This is a genomic window from Candidatus Jidaibacter acanthamoeba, assembly GCF_000815465.1.
GTDB lineage: Bacteria > Pseudomonadota > Alphaproteobacteria > Rickettsiales > Midichloriaceae > Jidaibacter > Jidaibacter acanthamoebae.
The window spans coordinates 1-17,814 of record NZ_JSWE01000079.1 but is presented as its reverse complement, the minus strand read 5'-3'; the positions used below and the strand labels follow the sequence as shown (position 1 = coordinate 17,814).

At 31.9% G+C, this 17,814-nt stretch carries 11 protein-coding genes and 1 pseudogene; 9 read left to right on the top strand and 3 right to left on the bottom strand.

The window, feature by feature from the left end:
* The first annotated feature begins 290 nt into the window (after positions 1-290).
* Complete coding sequence (locus NF27_RS02755; RefSeq protein WP_039455554.1) at positions 291-1,643, top strand: hypothetical protein; 1,353 nt, start codon at positions 291-293, stop codon at positions 1,641-1,643.
* A gap of 77 nt (positions 1,644-1,720) precedes the next feature.
* Here the strand turns inward: NF27_RS02755 and NF27_RS13260 are convergent.
* A pseudogene (locus NF27_RS13260) lies at positions 1,721-2,338 on the bottom strand (DDE-type integrase/transposase/recombinase).
* 754 nt (positions 2,339-3,092) lie between these two features.
* Between NF27_RS13260 and NF27_RS02745 the strand changes: the two are divergent.
* Genes NF27_RS02745 through NF27_RS02720 form a run of 6 tightly spaced genes read left to right on the top strand, consistent with a single transcriptional unit; the run spans position 3,093 to position 16,123 of the window.
* Complete coding sequence (locus tag NF27_RS02745; protein ID WP_039455553.1) at positions 3,093-3,332, top strand: hypothetical protein; 240 nt, start codon at positions 3,093-3,095, stop codon at positions 3,330-3,332.
* The gene (locus NF27_RS02740) at positions 3,329-7,618 is read left to right on the top strand and encodes a DUF6603 domain-containing protein (RefSeq protein WP_039455552.1); all 4,290 of its coding nucleotides are present in this window, start codon (positions 3,329-3,331) and stop codon (positions 7,616-7,618) included. Before NF27_RS02745 ends, NF27_RS02740 begins: the two co-directional genes overlap by 4 nt.
* A complete protein-coding gene (locus NF27_RS02735) occupies positions 7,611-9,014 on the top strand; it encodes a hypothetical protein (RefSeq protein ID WP_039455551.1) in 1,404 nt (467 codons plus the stop codon). Before NF27_RS02740 ends, NF27_RS02735 begins: the two co-directional genes overlap by 8 nt.
* Positions 9,015-9,016: 2 nt before the next feature.
* The gene (locus tag NF27_RS02730) at positions 9,017-9,907 is read left to right on the top strand and encodes a hypothetical protein (RefSeq protein WP_053332522.1); all 891 of its coding nucleotides are present in this window, start codon (positions 9,017-9,019) and stop codon (positions 9,905-9,907) included.
* A gap of 10 nt (positions 9,908-9,917) precedes the next feature.
* A complete protein-coding gene (locus NF27_RS02725) occupies positions 9,918-12,623 on the top strand; it encodes an FG-GAP repeat domain-containing protein (protein ID WP_039455548.1) in 2,706 nt (901 codons plus the stop codon).
* A gap of 14 nt (positions 12,624-12,637) precedes the next feature.
* Positions 12,638-16,123 carry a hypothetical protein gene (locus NF27_RS02720; protein ID WP_039455546.1) on the top strand — a complete coding sequence of 1,162 codons (3,486 nt, stop codon included), beginning with the start codon at positions 12,638-12,640 and terminating at the stop codon, positions 16,121-16,123.
* A 76-nt stretch (positions 16,124-16,199) separates the two neighbouring features.
* Here the strand turns inward: NF27_RS02720 and NF27_RS02715 are convergent, their stop codons facing one another.
* Together NF27_RS02715 and NF27_RS02710 are read right to left on the bottom strand one after the other, a co-directional pair.
* A complete protein-coding gene (locus NF27_RS02715; protein WP_039455544.1) occupies positions 16,200-16,595 on the bottom strand; it encodes a putative toxin-antitoxin system toxin component, PIN family in 396 nt (131 codons plus the stop codon).
* Positions 16,592-16,897, bottom strand: coding sequence for an AbrB/MazE/SpoVT family DNA-binding domain-containing protein (locus NF27_RS02710; RefSeq protein WP_039455543.1), 306 nt, complete (start codon positions 16,895-16,897; stop codon positions 16,592-16,594). Before NF27_RS02710 ends, NF27_RS02715 begins: the two co-directional genes overlap by 4 nt.
* A gap of 387 nt (positions 16,898-17,284) precedes the next feature.
* Here NF27_RS02710 and NF27_RS02705 point away from each other — a divergent pair, with 387 nt between their 5' ends.
* Both NF27_RS02705 and NF27_RS02700 read left to right on the top strand, forming a co-directional pair.
* A complete protein-coding gene (locus NF27_RS02705) occupies positions 17,285-17,530 on the top strand; it encodes an AbrB/MazE/SpoVT family DNA-binding domain-containing protein (protein ID WP_039455535.1) in 246 nt (81 codons plus the stop codon).
* A partial coding sequence (locus tag NF27_RS02700; protein ID WP_039455541.1) for a PIN domain-containing protein occupies positions 17,523-17,814 on the top strand: 292 nt, incomplete at its 3' end. The genes NF27_RS02705 and NF27_RS02700, both read left to right, overlap by 8 nt.

Genomic DNA, 17,814 nt, shown 5'->3' with positions numbered 1-17,814 from the left:
ATTTTTCTACCTGTTAGGTAAAGTGATTAATTAAGTTTAACTTAAATTTCATATTATTAAAATAATTCTCATTGCTTGTAATATTTTATTAATATTTAGTATAGTAAATATTTTATGAAGTTCAGGTTAATAACTAATAAAAAGAAATATTAATCTTTTATATATTTAAAACCATTATAGTTGATAACTAAGCTAAAATGACAAAACATATAATTTGTTGATTAACACAATAATATAATTTGATAATTTATCAGTTCAACCTACCGCAAGGTATAATAGAGGCAAATTAAATGATAAATAACAGTGGTGAAGATATACAAGTAAGTGCAAATTTTAATACTAACTATGGGATGACTACAGTAACTTCAAAATATTCTCCTCTTGAAGGCAACTCAATTAAAATTGATGGAGGTTCTGGAGTATATGAAAATATTTATACCAAAAGAATGGACTCATTTCAATTAAATAAGAAGATTGAATTTATAACGAGGTTATCAAATGAAGGGCGCATTAATTTTGTTAATCAACAAGTTAATGGAAATGTACTACCTCCAGTAGTTATAATCTCAAGCAATAGATCAGGTTTTATAAAAAAAATGCTTGCGCAATTTCAATATTGGGTGACCTACTTTGATAATCCCGATTCTCCATCACAAAATTTATTGATCGATCCAAAGCCTTTTAAAGATAATTACCCAGGCTTATTTTATGATCCTTTACGAAGTGGTCGCAATTTAATAATTGTAGTAAGCGGAGTTGAATTTAATAAGTATAAAAATGCATTAAATGATTTTTTAATTTCCGAGGGCAATCAAGCTAACCCGGGGAGAATCATGCTGGTAGGCTGGAGGTGGAAAAGTAATATCAATGGGGTTGGATCGATGGCAGGTTTTGGTGCCAGTAGAGTTGCTGCTATAAAATTTCTTAAAGCATCAAATTGTCCGAGAGCTTGGCTTATGGATGATAACGTATTGCATATTAACCAATTTCCTGAAAGCCTTGCAATAGTAGAAGCTCAGATGGATGACATTACAAGTGCCATTGGGTTTGCTGGATGTACCTCAGTCGCTCCATGTGCCCCGAAGGATATAGTTCCAGGAGCGCTAGGTACTCCCTATACGACAGGGATACTTCAGCAGGCAGTATTGTGGAATATAAACTATATAAAGGATGCTAATCAGAACAGAAATATAAACTTTAATCCTTATTTTGTAGCTTCTAATGAAGATATAAGCTTTGGCGAATATTTAGGAAAGAAGGGATTTGCTTATAAGATATATAGTAATTTAAAAGTTATAAAACTAACGGCTTTATTAGACCCACCACCTGTAAAGAAAAATAAACCAGGAACCTCAGAGAATATTGACGTAGCTGAATTAATTTTAAAAATAAAGGAAATTTTATATGCAAGGGAAAAAAATTATGAAATTAGTAACTCAGGTATGTCTAGTCCTAAACCGTTCCCTATTGAGAGTATTATAGCTAGTCAACCCAAGCAATTTACCGACAATAAAAACACAGTATCTTGCCAAATTATAGAACAGATATTAGTGGCGTGGATCAAGTCCGCTTCTGGTGTTAACAAAGCCATAGATGCACTTTTTGCGGATAATTATGAAGTAGGTTTTAAACAGATACCTTAGCATAAATATGACTATTCTAGGCTATACCGCATTTTTAATTAAGGGATATATGATTAAGCAAGCTTGAATTATGTACGCTAGTCTTTCAGCATTTTAAAGTTATTGAAAGTGGTAGTATTATGGCTGGTACCAATTATTTGGCCTTTTTAAATTAAAGAGATGCATTTTATGCCGATAATATTTTTATCAGAGTGAATACTCTTAAAATCTAGCATTAGATTGCTGCGTTTATTGATAATTTTATGATCTTGTTCAATCATATTATTTTAATATTTTGTCTGCCTTATCTCAATTTGCTTATCTTAGGACAATTCTTTACTTAGGCTGTTTAGAGCAGAAGTATTATTACCACTTTTATTAATAGTGACTTTCTGAGAGCGCCCATTATGCCTCATTGCTTTATGAAAAAAATGCTTTAGCTGCAGTAGTATCACTATATTTTTAAAATTTATAATATTATCTATAGAGTCTACTGCTCTATATAAGTACATCCAGCTACCATTTATAGCTTCATCCATCCTCCAATTATTGCCTACAGCCTTCTTATGCTTCCTTACCCTAATGTTTATTAATTTTACAAATTTTATAACCACCTTTGTGTATTGTGGCATGGTCTATCCTATTATTACCATCTCCTTTAGTCCTCTGTAACTGAGCTAAAACCTACATCTCATATATACAAACAACACTATTATTTCAGGTAATGAGCAATACTCTTAAAAAAAATTTAAAAATATATGTTAATTATTTCTTACTGCTGCTTTAGTGTTTCTGCGTGGTTATAATATTATATCTAATTTATAACAATCCTGGTTAATTGCCATCCCATAGCCAATACTTCCAATCATTAATTAACTATACATTACTCATCAAAATACCAATCTTAACTTACCCCACCTTTCATTCCAGCATACACTTTACCAAAGCTCTTAACCTAACTACATATACTTTCATAGCTTACTATTACCCTTTTATATTGTAATAAACTCTCTACTTATAAATAGCCTATAGTAACACAATACTGTATAGCTAGGAAACCAGTAACTCTTATACCTACTGGCTATACTTAGCTCTATATCAGATTACCTCCCTTATATCATTTTTACACTCTAAACAACAACTTGATGGTACTAGTCCATACCATCTAATAGCAATAAAAGAAATAAACAATAAAACAAATAGATAGCCATATTCTTATTATTTTATTTAATGATAACCTTTTAAATTAACAATAATAATATAGTGAATTAATATAAATGTTTTATGAATTGTAAATAATTATTTATAATTATTTTAATAATTAATTATCTTAATAATTAGGATGATACCTAACCTATAAAAGATTTTTTTAATATAGTAGCAAGTACTATTCTAATTTATAATGGATACTCGCATTAGCCAAAAAATATATAAAGCTTACTGATATAAATATTGAGGAGAGAGTGGATTATGGATGGCGGTGCCTTGGCGAGTGGATTCCCTGTAAATAATACCCCTACAAATAGTCTTGCAGCTATAGAAGATAGTACGCATTTAAATAATTTAAATAAACAAAATATGATATCCAACCTAATGATTGAGCAGATATTAATAAAATGGGTAAGATTTTTATTGACCATAAAGTTGAAGCAAAAATTGGTTTATATATCTTCACTTATAAGTAAAACTTTTATAATAGAAAAGTTATGACCATATTAGATACATTATTGACGAACTTTACTCAAGAAGCACAAAATAATAATAGTATTGTTCTTGATGATGTTGCTTCGTATCTTCCTGTAGATGGTTTTGCAGCTATACAAAATGCTTTTTTAATTTCAACTGGTACACAATTTATTGTGTATGATATTACACCAGATAATATTTCATCAATTCAGAATAATAGTTTTACAATTTCAAATGGTAAGTCAGATATATATGGGGTTACTAGTGTAGTAATGAATTTAATTTTCAGTTTGGATACTAGTAATAATTTACAAATAATTATTTGCGCATCTCTTAACTCTTCATGGACATTTCTACAAAGCTTCCCTCAATTGAATATGTATCCATTTACAGCTATACAGCAATCTGATCCTTGTTTTATATATACCACTACTATTGAAGATAATTATACTCCTGTTACATGGAGCAACGATCATCCTAATGATAAAATAAATCTTAAACCAGGATTAAATTTTGCTGGTTGGCTAGAGCTAAGTGGTTTTTTAGCAAACGTTTTAAAAATACTAAACTATACAGATGTACAGCCAGCTTTAAAATTAAATGGACCAATTGCATTTAATAATAAGTATCCTTACCCTGTTATGAGCCTGGCAGCTAGCCTTGGCAATAATTCTCTTAAAATTCCTACTGGAACTAGTAGCTTAACTCTTGGCAATACTCAATTAGTTATAGAAATTACAATACCTACTGATTTAGGTATTCAAGAAATCGGTTTGGGCTTAATTGCGACTATGCAGTCTACAGCACCAGGCTCAAATTCTATTCTTGAGTTTGAGGTTACTATAGACCCGGATAATGAATTATTGTCATTCAGTGCAATTCCTCAACCTGGTACTACCTTTAGTGCTGCTGATATTATAGCTGCACTGCCAGGTGGCAGTAAGTTTGAAAGCTTTATACCCAGTGTACTAAATTATAGTCTTAGTGAAGTTGGACTTAATGAATTCGCAATTACTTTAAGCTTATCTTCTTCACCGCAAATAAGTTATATATATTTTTCGATTGGTATTGCAAAATCTTGGACTATCATACCTGACGAAGTAACTTTAAATGATGTAGCATTATCGTTAAATTACTACAATCCATTTGATACTGCTAATAGTTTTGTAATAGTATATTTAGATGCTAATTGTTCGTTACTTAATAATAATCCTGATATTTTTGATGGTACTTTTGATTTTACTGTAAATCTAACAGAAAATTCTTCTCAAGGGTGGGATGTCAGTAGTATTACTGGCCAGTATTTTGGATCTGTGAGTTTAAATAACATAATTCAAGGCTTGTTTGGGCAAGGAATCGAATTACCAGATGAACTTTCTAATTTACAGTTCTTAAATTTTGGAGTTTCAATAAATCAAGTATCTGATAGTTACGCTTATAGTTTGGTTGGTCAATTAAATGATAATTTTATAATATTAAATGAACCTATACTCTCTTCGTTAAACATTAATGTAAATTATTCCAATGTAAATAATGAAAATAGGTATGCAGTTGATTTATCCGGATTTTTAGGAATCGGAGGACAGAATTTTACCGTAACATTGGATTTTGGAAGTACTGGCAATAGCAATACTACATTTGATTTGCAAGCTGCTTGGCAAGCGCAATCTCAAGATTACCTAGGGTTTAATGATATAGCTGGGGCATTCGGGCTTGATATACCAGTAATTCCAAGTAATCTGGATTTGTCTCTTAGTGGTATAAACTTTAGTTATGATTACTCTAAAAGCCAAGTCTTACTCAACGCTACATCTGTAAACTATGGTACCGCAACCTTTGAGACGTTTTCAGCTAACGGTACCCAAGCATATGTATTCCAGGTCATTGTACCAACTCTTGATAATCTAATAAGTAGCTTGCCATTGGTAGGCCCAGAAATTTCAAGTAACGACTTATCAATTAAAGATATTGATATAACATATGCTACTAATCCGACTATTTTAAATAGTAGGGCAATAGCTCAAGGTTTATCGATTGAAGGAGGTCTAATCTTAGCAGGTAAAACTGAGGACTTTAGCATATCAACAGATACCCAACAAAACCAACCACAAGAAGTTCAAGTTTTAAGCATACAACACAATGAACTTATGAGTTCAACGTCAAGTCCCGCCGTACAGAGTCAAGGCACATGGATACCAGTACAAAAAAGTTTAGGTCCAATTACATTACAAAGGATTGGATTAAATTATAGTAATGGATATCTATATTTACTTTTGGATGGATCATTAAACGTACCAGATTTAGCTATTAATCTTTTAGAGTTAGGACTAGGAATAAATATATCCGATCCTACCTCAATACCAAAGTTTAATTTAAATGGCCTAGGCATAGCATTAAACTCAGATATATTCACTTTGAGTGGTCAGCTTTTGATTATCAATCCTCCCCAAAATAGTTATAAATACCAATTTGATGGAGAAGTAATTGCAAAAATTGGTCCCTTTGGTTTAAGCATTCTTGGCTCATATGTTCAAGAACAAGATGACACTTCTTCAATGTTTATGTATGGAGTAGTTGATGTACCATTAGGAGGAATTCCAGCATTTTTTATTACAGGAGGAGCATTGGGATTCGGGTATAACCGGAATCTAATTTTACCATCTATAAATAATGTTTACACATATCCACTAGTTACAGCTGCAATGAGTCCATCGAAAAATAATAATTTTCAGACTGCATTAAATCAGATGGAAGCATATATGCCTGTAGATCAGGGGCAATATTGGGCAGCGGCAGGAGTCACTTTTACTTCATATGAAATGTTAAATTCAGTGGCATTGGTATGTGTAACATTTGGGGTTGATCTTGAAATAGGCCTTATAGGATTATCTAAAGCAGTTATACCTAAAGGTGATCCAATGCCAATAGCTCAAGCTATTCTCCAATTAGAAACTACTATAACACCTAGCACGGGTATTTTTGAAATTGCAGCCCAACTTACCTCTACTTCTTATATTTTAGCACCAAGCTGTCACCTTACAGGAGGGTTCGCATTTTATTTATGGTTTGCACCTAATGAACATGCAGGAGATTTTGTTATAACATTAGGAGGGTATCACCCAGCTTTTAACAAGCCGACATGGTATCCAGATATACCTAGATTAGGAGTTAACTGGCAAGTAGATAGTAATTTATCATTACAAGGCAAAATTTATGGTGCCATAACTCCTGTTTGTATGATGGCAGGCGGAGAGATGAAAGCTCTATGGGTTAGTGGTGATATAAGAGCATGGTTTGATTTAAATACAGATATTATTATTAGTTGGAGTCCTTATTGTTATAATATTAATGCAATTATTGATGTAGGAGTAAGTGTTGGGCTTAGTATAATATTTGTAAATACATCAATTAATATTGATGTAGGAGTAGATCTAAGTTTATGGGGTCCAGAATTTAATGGTAAGGCTAAAATAAAATTATTTATAATATCATTTACAATTAATTTTGGTTCGCAACCGCAACAATCTACATATCCAATAACATGGGATAATTTTTGCTCTACTTTTTTACCACAGCAAATCTGTACAATTACAGTAGGTAATGGATTGTTAAGTACATTAGATGTAGAGCAAAATGGGCAAGCTGCAAGCATTTGGGTAATTGATCAAAATGATTTTGAAATTGTTACGAGTTCTGCAATACCAAGCAAAACGATATCTTTAAATGGTACTTCTAAAGAATGGTCAACTAATCAGGATTTTGGAGTTGGGTTGGTTCAAGTTAGTAACTTTACTTCTCAACATACCATAACTATTTCTAGCCCAGATAACCCTAATATAGATATTGATACTTTAGATATAGAGCCAATCACTATAAATGCCCCTAAATCGTTATGGGAAAATATTAATGAATCTCAGCTTAATAGTGAGGCATTAAGTCCAGAGACGACTATAAGCAATGTATTATCTGGTGTAACAATAACGACTAAACCACAAACGCCTGATGCAACATTAGCTATACCACTAAGTTATTTAATGTATACGGTTAATTGGCAAGGTAATGTTATTACATTTGAAACAAATGATGCCCCAACGTCAGATCCATTCGATCAACACCAAAGTTTAGATCAAATAGCTAGCACTAATACTGATGAAGATTTTAGGAATTCGCTTATTGCCTTATTATTAATTCCTACCGCTATTAATGTACAGCCATTAACAAATAACCTTAATAATAATTATTTCTCCTATAATCCGAGGCTTTGTTATCTAGGAGAAGAGAAACAGATGGAAGGGAGTGCTAATGACTAAACTAAAGTTAAATGCAAATAATATAGAAGTCACTTTTATTAACAATTATATCCCTGCTTTGAAAGCAGGATCATATACAATTAGCCTATCTCAGGATACAGATGGTATAGGGGAAGGAGGATCAGTACAAGGTAGTGTTAAAACAACAAATCAATTTTTATTAAAAGGGGAAAGATTTAATCTTAATAACCTTTATACAGTATTTCCGCAGAATATGAGCTCTGGTCAATATGGCAATTGTATACCACATGTTGTGCTTATGAATAAATATTATCCATGGGTAAGAAGTCCTGTGAAAGGCAGTAATTCACCATGGTTAGCATTGTTGGTGTTTTTATCTTCTGAAGCACCATTGATTAAAAACGTAGAATTAAATAATTTTAGTACGGATCAATTACCAGCTGGTTCACCGTCAACGATATTGTTTTATAGCTTTACTCTTGAAGCTGATGAACAAGGTTCAGATACTTGTGAAGTAATTGATATTGATATTAATTTATTTAATCAAATTGCTCCTACCATATCTGATATTGACTATTTAACACATGTTCGAGAGGTTAATGTAACTAAAAAATCTTCAAATTATTTAAATATTAAAAAAGTCGATAGCTTCGAGGAAGGGTCTTTACCTACTACGAATTTTTTTTCTGTAATTATAGGTAATAGAATTTTAGCTACGCCTGGTAGTTATACCATTCATTTAGTATCACTTGAAAACATGGGGGAATACTTACCTAACGTAGATGGTAGTTCGAATATCGACAGCCAATACCAATATATAAGATTAGTTAGTTTGCATAATTGGACCTGCACTATAATGGAGGAATCAAGAACTTTAAGCGACATAATAGGAGCTTTAAACAATAACTATAGCGAAGGAATTAATTTGTGCATGCCTGCAGTAACCGGTAGTGATGCAACAACAAATCAGATAGTAAACAATGCATATGCTATGGGATATAATGTTAGCTCATATAATATGCGTGGTGGAGACACTAATCTCGCTTGGTATCGCGGACCGTTAGTACCATACAAAGTAGCCAATAATATAATAAGTTTAATGAATAGCAATCCTGATAGTTTTCTTCGATATGTACCCAACGCTGTTGTAGAAGGAAATAATATTACAACTTCAATGTTTGATGTATCATATTCAGTGGCTTTTCAACTGGGCTTTTTATTGGCTATTCAGAATAAAAACTTTGCCGAAAACTTATATAAATGGAAGCAGGGAAATCAGCAGGCAGTAATCCAAGCTGTAGAGAATGAAGTACTGCAAGAAGTACTTGGTTCAACAACTTTGGCTACTCAACCGAAACAACTTAGGGAAGATATGATTAGTAATGTGGCAAATATAATTGAAAAATATACTAAATCAATTAAGTTAAGGGATTAGGTATGACTCTAAAAAATACTAAACCTAAAAAAACAAATACCTTAAGAAACATTAAGGATAGAAAGGCTGCAAAGTATACACAGATAATAAAAAATAAAGATCTACTAAAAAATTATGTCAATAATACCCCCCCAGCTTCTGAAAAGATAATAATATGGCTCAGTAAATTAAGGCTTTTATATGGGATACCTTTTGAGCATTTGGTATATAATGAAGGTATGTTACCAGTTGAATCTATAAAATTCTTTTATTTAGATAATAATTGGATATCAGCATTAATAGATGGTGCTTATAGTATAGGTAATACAACAGAAGGTGACCTTACATATTCTGAAGTGCTAAAAGGGCAGATAGATGAGCAATCAAAAGTAAAAGCTTATAACCTTAGAAAAAAATCATTTGGTATTGAGACGCCTAATAACACAGGTACTGAAGGTATTACACGAACAATAACGGGGTTTTTATTGCGTTCAGTAGCTGTAAGTCAATGGCCTGGTTTAGAGATCAATGGACAAGATGAAAATAATCAAGATTTGATGCTTTTAAGGCTAAATCATATTTCACCTGATATATTATTATGCTTATTTGCGGGTGAGGTAAGCTATATCCAAATTCACAATCCACCAGAGACTCTACATTTTGGTTTTGACTCCACAGATATACCATTTAATAAAACATTACGGAATGCTCAAGGTGAGCAACAGAATGGAAATACAATAACTCTAGACACTAGTTATTATAGAGATTCTAGTACTAATGTTTTAAACGTAACAATGCTAGCGCAAAATATAGCAGATAAACTTTCAGTATCATTATTTACTTCAGCTGAATTTGCTATGCAAATGGTAACAGGAGTAGACATGGCTAAACTCAACAAGATAAATAAAAAATAGGAGATTAAGTATGAGAACATCAGACGCAAGTTGCATAAACTTAGGGATTACTAATCAAGATCAAGAAGCAGTTATATATATAAATTGTCCTGATAATACTGGCCAAAATTGTAATACCCAAGCTAATCAGTTATCTTTACAAATTACTAACAATTGCCCTAATACTTTATCCTATAATCATGCTTCACTTAGTTTACAAAATGTACAACTATTAAATTTAAATAGTATTAATGTATTAAATAATGGTTACCAATTAACTGCTACAGCTATTTCTCAATATTCTCCTAATATTACAATCTCTGCGATTAACCAAATAAATATTGATTCTAATACTACATTACAGCTGGGTTTGACCAACATAGATTGTTATTCAAGTACCACTGGCCATGGTAGATATACCATATCATTTACATTTATGGATGAACAATCAGAAACAGTTAGTATCTCATCAGGAATAAGTATAAGTTACCCGCCAAACAATAATCAACCATACTTACAAAGCACTATGAATATAGACTTTGTCTCTGCAGATGGAGGAGGTAGAGATGGTTCCTCCCAGGCAATTTATATTAGCAATGAAAATAATTATAATTCAGATATACCAAATAGGTTAGTTTTTAGCTTACAAAATTCCAACAAACAGCAACCAATAAATGGTACGAGTAACTCTTATTTTACTGTTTCATTTGTAGCTTCAACAGATGATTATTCATATGGAGCATTAAATACACAAGATTTAATTAACGAGATTAGCCTTACTCATGAAGAAGAAAGTTATGGGGCATGGGATATAAGCTTTGATAATCAATTAGGTAATTGGAAGATAACTCCACAAAACCCATATACAATTTTAGGTATTGGTATAAATTCAATATCTACCTTTATTCTTGATAATATAATTGCTAACTATCAAACTGGGCTAACTAGTATGTACATAAGTTATTTTAGTATTCCGGGATATAATGACGGCAGTTTTGCGTTACCTATTAGCAAAAACACTCCTCAACCTACTATTGTCTCTTTTAATACTAGCAAGCTTTATTATAACTCTTGCTCACTGCTATCAACTCAAGATCAAGTTGTAATATTTAATTATTATTTATATGGAGCTCAAAGATGGTATTTAGAAATTAATTCAGTAATAGGTGAAGCTTCTCAAAAAATATTCCTAGATCTTTGCGCAGAAAATGTATGTAATCAAAAAGGTTCTATAACTATTAATATAAATGATATTTACTCATTAAGTAACCAATATACATATTATTTGGTGCCGTTAAATGCAAGTTTCTCTAAAAGTGTAGAAACCTTTTATATAAATCAGTGTAAAACTATTACTGCTTCCTTTGTTTTTCCCCTTTATGGTCTTAATTATGCTGGAGATGTAAATGCTGATGGTATTGATGATATAGGAATTTTTAATCAGGTAATATTTGGTAAAAAAGCATTTCCTATAAATTCTAGTCTAAGTCAATCTGCTAAGCATTGTTCTAGTGGTTTGACTATTGCAAATCAAGAAAACGAAAATAATAATTTTTTAATGGCACCCTCTACAAGTTATGCAGGAGATATAAATGCTGACGGTATATCTGATCTTGTACTTAGTGGTACAAATGCATATATTATATATGGAAACCAATATATAGAAAGTCTAGATGTAGCTGATATAAATGGAAACAATGGCTTCGCTATACTTATGCATGGTGATATTCAACATTCTGCTGGGATGGCTGGTTATATTGGAGATATAAATGCTGATGGTATTGACGATATTCTAGTCTGTGGTTATTTTGGAGTAGCTTATGTTATTTATGGTAGTAAATCAATCGGGTCGGCTATAGATGTAAAGAACTTAAATGGTTCTAATGGTTTTTCAATAATAGGCGACGAAAATATGGGCTTGTTTCTTAGAAGTGCAGGGGATGTGAATGGAGATAAAATAAAGGATATAATTATTGGATGTAAAGATTCAGCTTATGTTATTTATGGTAGTAAATTAATCCCTTCGACTATAAATGTTAGTAAGCTAGATGGTTCTAATGGTTTTTCCATTACAGGGTTGCCTGGGGGTACCACAGGGCACCCATATGAATTTGGAACTGTTGTAAGTAGTGCAGGGGATTTTAATGATGATGGCATTGACGATATGGTTCTATCCACTCTGTATGCTCGGTATGCGCCTTACTACAACCCTCCATATCCAGTTGCTTATGTAATATACGGGGGTGCTTCATTAGGTGCAACTATTAATGTAAACAACCTAAATGGATCTAATGGATTTCCTTTACTAGGAGGGGATCTTTCATATTTAATTTCAGTCAGTAATGCTGGAGATATAAATGCAGATGGCATTGATGATATTGTTATAGGTAATTCAAAATATGAAGCAGCTTATGTGGTGTATGGTAGTAAAAATTCGCCTACATCTATTGATCTTACTCGACTTAGTAATGTAGAAGGATTTAGTATAATTACCAATATTGAAGATTTTGGTCAGTTAGTATCTTATCTTGGAGACATTAATGGTGATAATAGCATCGATATAGGAGTAGCTTCAGATAGTGCAGTTTATATTTTTTCTGGTGTAAACCAATTTATGTCAAATCAATATAATAGCCCAAATCCTTCGTATGATAAAATAGAAGTACCTTTTAATTCACTACTACCGCAAGATTTTGGGTTATTTGGGATTAATAATACAAATGATATAAATATATAATAAAGTAGAAATTAATGAAGGAAACACAAATAGATAATCTAATTGTACCAATTAATATACAGGCATTATGCGTTGGAAGTGAAGATTCCACACAAAATGCATTTATTAAAAGAGAAGCTGACTTTTCACAACTACCATATGTAGATTCAAGCGGAGGTTGGCAGAATTATAAAGCAAATATTAGTGAAAATATACTGACTAATCCCTTTGAGGATGATCAAACAAGCTTAGAGCAAGGGATACATTTGCATTGGGCACTACCTGACGCTTTGACTAACGGAGAGGCGCAAGATAATCTCAAGTTTCCTTTAGTACCTAATAGATGGTTGGTTGTGCGTATACCATTTGATAATAGTAATAATCCCTTAACTATAAAAAGCTGGATAATAGAGAGTGATGCTTTATCAACCAATCAAAACAACAGTAGTTATATCACAGTGCCGGTGAATTATGGGCAGACTAATACGCAACCATATAACTATCTAGGGGCAGTTTATGATACTTCGAATTGGCAGGAAAATAGTAGTGGTCAATATTATAGTAACTTTACTGCTTTAGGCTATGGTGCAGTTAATTTTGCTAGTTGTTATCAGAACTGCCGTTCTATTTTTGGTCTTTATGATGATGTAAGTGATCTACCTTCTGAGACGGTGAATTGTACATATTTGGTAATAGGGTGGTATAGTAATTCAAAAAATGATTTTTTACGCACTATATCTAATGGAAAAGGTTTAGACGAACTAGTAGAGCAATGGTTAGCTGATAATAGTTGGTCTATAGCTAATAATGCAGAGTTTGATATAGCAAATGCTAATTCACTTTATAGCGGATTTGTAAAAAATGTAGCATGGAATGCTACTAATACTAATTCTACCTATTTAGATATCTCTTCAGCAAATGCAACTGTGGTATTTGCTGAGAGTAGCATAGAAGCTCTATCAGCTTTTATTTCAGAAACATATGCAAGTGATAACAGAACAATTGTAGAAGACCTATTTAATGCATTACAACTTGGTTTACTTAAAAATAATAGCCCAAATCTTACCGAGCTAGACTATAAATTGCATTTAAAGCGCTTTAGCCAACATAGCGGTAGTATAATCTGGACGATTGTTCCAGGTAAGGAAAATACAGGTAATGATATTAATATACCATTAGAATTAGCTGATCCATTAAACCAAATAAATATATTACAACAATCATATGATAGGCTAACCTTTTCAATTCAATCATTGCAATACCAAATATTCTCTGATTGGTATAAATATATGGTAGTTAGTTATGGTAACCCTCCATCTAATGCACCCTCAGCACAAGATATACAGAATTTTATCACAAATGAAATAACTAATAGCTTAAATACTCTATCAACCCAGAAAGATGATTTACTAAAGAAAATTAACAACTTTCAAAACAATTTAAAAGGTTTAATAAGTAATTATGATACACTTGAGCTGAAACAAGCGCCTACATCAAGATACTACTCCCCAATCGATCCTACGATTTTATTGGTAAACCAAGATGAATCTTGGACTTATGCAGGCGAAAGGAATTTTACTGCTGATGGCATCTTATCTTGCCGTGTTTCTAGTCAAATTGTTGTCAGTACTGGTGAGGTACAGGGTTACTTATCTAACTCTAATTTACCATTTTTAAATGATTTTAATTCATTAATTAATGAAGCCATTATCTTAACACAAAGTTCTAATCTACAGAATGGGGAAGTTCTTCCTGAAAGTATTGCTATAAATGATTGGCGACAAATTCCTTGGTTACCCCTTTCTTTAGAATGGGAGGCTTATTATATTCCTCTTGCAAAAGCAAACGGTAACTATGATACTAATCACATAGTTAATAATTTTAATTTTGACCAAGATGCAAATGAGTTGACTTATAGTACGACTGTTAATAGCTCTATTTTTGGACAACAAGAGACATATAGAGGTTGCATTACTTTGACTCCTAATACAACTTATAATTTATGTGAAAGAATTAATGAGTACTTACAATATTATCCAGATTCCCCATATGCTACCAAACTACAACAAGCTGTTGATAAGATTCAAAAAATCCCTACAAGCCAAACCACAGTTCTTGCCCAGATACTTAATGGTTTTAATAAAGCGTTAATTATGAGCAAACAAACTTTGCAACTACAAGTATACGACCCGTTTGATAGTACTGATAACCCTTTTACTAATACTACTGTTCAAAGAGCAGTTGGGAATCAGAATATTAGCGCACCGGTGCCAATTGATTCTTTTAATCCAATTATAGATGGTATTTCTTGTATAAGTAGGCTTAGAATCATAGATGCTTTTGGTCGCTATAAAGATATACCATACAATAAAATAATATATCCAAGTTCAGCAAATACCTATGTTCAGCAAGGAAGTAATTATATAGCATTATATCCAAGAATAGTACAACCATGCAGATTGCAATTTGAATTTCTTGCAACAGATAGTAAAGAAGCAGAAGCTAATAAATCTCCAGCTGTTAACCCAATTTGCGGATGGATTTTAATTAATAATATAAATAACGCTCTCATGTTTTATGACGCAACTGGAGTTCCTATAGGAATGTTACAGGTTGGCCAAAGTAAAGCGATCTGGAGAAGCGCTCCAAGTATTTATCCATTTGATACCTCATTAGACGCTTGTTTTTTAAATAAGAATGCTGAGTTATATAATTTAGCTAAAACTATTTACAATGGGGTAGACAACCCATTTGAATATCTATCAAATTTATTTAAGGTAATTGACTCTACATGTACTAAAATTGTTAGCAAAGAGCAATTCTTTTCTAATCCAGCTTTACTTGGCAAACCGCTAGCTTTAGTGCAAGCTTCTATTCAATTGCAATTACAGGGATTAAGTGCAGTTAATGAAAGTTGGGATGCATTATCAACAGATATATTAAACTCTAATCCTTTAAATAGAACAAATAACCAATTTACAACTGTTAATTTCCCTGTGCAGCTTGGTGACTACCAAAATTTTCAGGATGGCCTAGTTGGGTATTTTGTATCTGGAGGGGATGACGTAGACTATTCTACTTTCTATTCTTCTGAAACTATGGGTGATAATATTCAAAAGAGCACGAACTTATTATTGCAACCATATTCTATAATAAGTAAACAACCAGCAAAGATTATATCTATGCTTGTAGACCCAACTGTTCCTATTAATGCTAATATAGGCATACTTCCTGTCACTACAATAAGTATTCCTCCTGATCAATATGTACAAACCCTAAAAAATATGTATATTACATTTTTAACAGCACCAGTTATTAGTGCAATGATTACTAGTAGTAGTTCGTTGACTTCCTCTATTCCTCTTTCTAAAGAAAATGGTGCAAATTGGACATGGGTACAAGCACAAAAACAACCAGATAATAGTATTAAATGGACAGAGGTAGCAATTACACCTGATTCTACAATATTTGCTAATAATAAACAGATCATAGAGGGATGGCTTAAACTGAATCAATCTTGATTTAGATTCCTATGTATTATTTCTCTTAACCTGCATGATTCAAATGAATCTTATAGTAGGTTAGTCATCTTTTCAGTTAGAGAGCTAGAAATTCACCTGGAGAAATAACTTTAGTATAAATATATTTCTTATCAGGAAAATGTTTTAAATTACCTGTAATCAAATAGTCAGCTTTAACTGAACATGCTAAAGCGAGATACTTTTCATCATCTATATCAGGTAATTCAAATCTATGAGAAGTAGTCGAGACTTGAGCTAACTCTAAAACCTCGCATATGATTTTCAGCAATTTTTGTAAATAGCTTTGATGCTTTTTAAATTTGTCTCTATTTATAACTGCTATATATTCTTTTAAGATTTCCTCACTAACATAATTTTTATGATTTTTGATTATCTTAAAAATTACCTGTCTGCATACTCCATCGGTTAGACCTGCAGCTATTATGACATTGCAATCTAAAATTATTTTCATTTAGACTTCTCATATTTTTTTTGAGGGGAGGAGTGCTTTTTTCTAGTAGCACTTATTTCTTCATCAATAGTTTCTAATAAACTTTCTTCACTTTCTTCACCAAAAGCTCCGGGTAACGTTTTAAATAATTCTTCAAGTTTTTCTAAAGCTTTAGATCTATTTCTATAAGGTTCTATTATCAATTTTCCATCATCTAAATGCATAGCAACGAGCTCCCCTACTTGAAGGTCATTTTTTTCGCAGAAATCAGGAGGTAGGGTTACTTGTTTTCCGCTGGTTATCTTTCTAATTACTCTATCCATATATTACCCCGGTATTTTTAGAACTAAAACTGTTGTATTTAAGTATATATCAAAAGCAAAATAATTTATAGTATTATGAATATAGTAATTTATAAATTAGTATTTATAAAAGCCTTTGTATAAAAAATATATTATCTATTTTATAAAGATAGAGGTTGAGTGACATAATATAGCTTATGTGACTCAACCTAGTATTGCTCATGTTCCAAACTGTTTATTTATCAGTTTGCCCTTCATTTAAAAACTGCTTACCTTTAAGTCACATAAGATATTATGTGTTTTAATTATTAAATATACTATTAGTATAAATATAACTTTCATATTAGCTATAGCTATACTATTGTTATTAGTAAACCAAGTTGCATGCAAAAATAAAAGGATAAAAATATGCTAATTAACGATGTTATGAAAATTACCAGAGCAGGACAGGTTACTATCCCAAAGATCATTAGAGACAAGCTGCAAACAGATACTATCATGTTTGAGATAGTAGATGAAGAAATACATGTTATTCCAGTTACTAATGTAGCAGGTGCATTAAGTGAGTTTAGTAAACAGGAAGATAAAGATTTTTCTCAAGTGAGAGATTCATCATGGCAAGCTCAAACTAAAGGATATAAAAAAGATGAATAAGAAATATAATATCATAGATACAAATTTCATACTACGCTACTTACTTGCAGATAACCAAGAACAATATCAAATTGCAAAGACGTTTTTCCAAAGCGTAAAGTCAGGAAAGACCAGGGCTTACTTAGAGCAGGCGGTTATAATGGAAGTCATATTTGTTTTATCATCTTATTATAAAGTTCCTAGAGATAGAATAGTAAATGTGCTCAATAACTTTCTAAGGTATAAAGGGTTAGTAATTAATGAGAAAGAAATTATAATTAAAGCTTTAGAAATATATATAACCA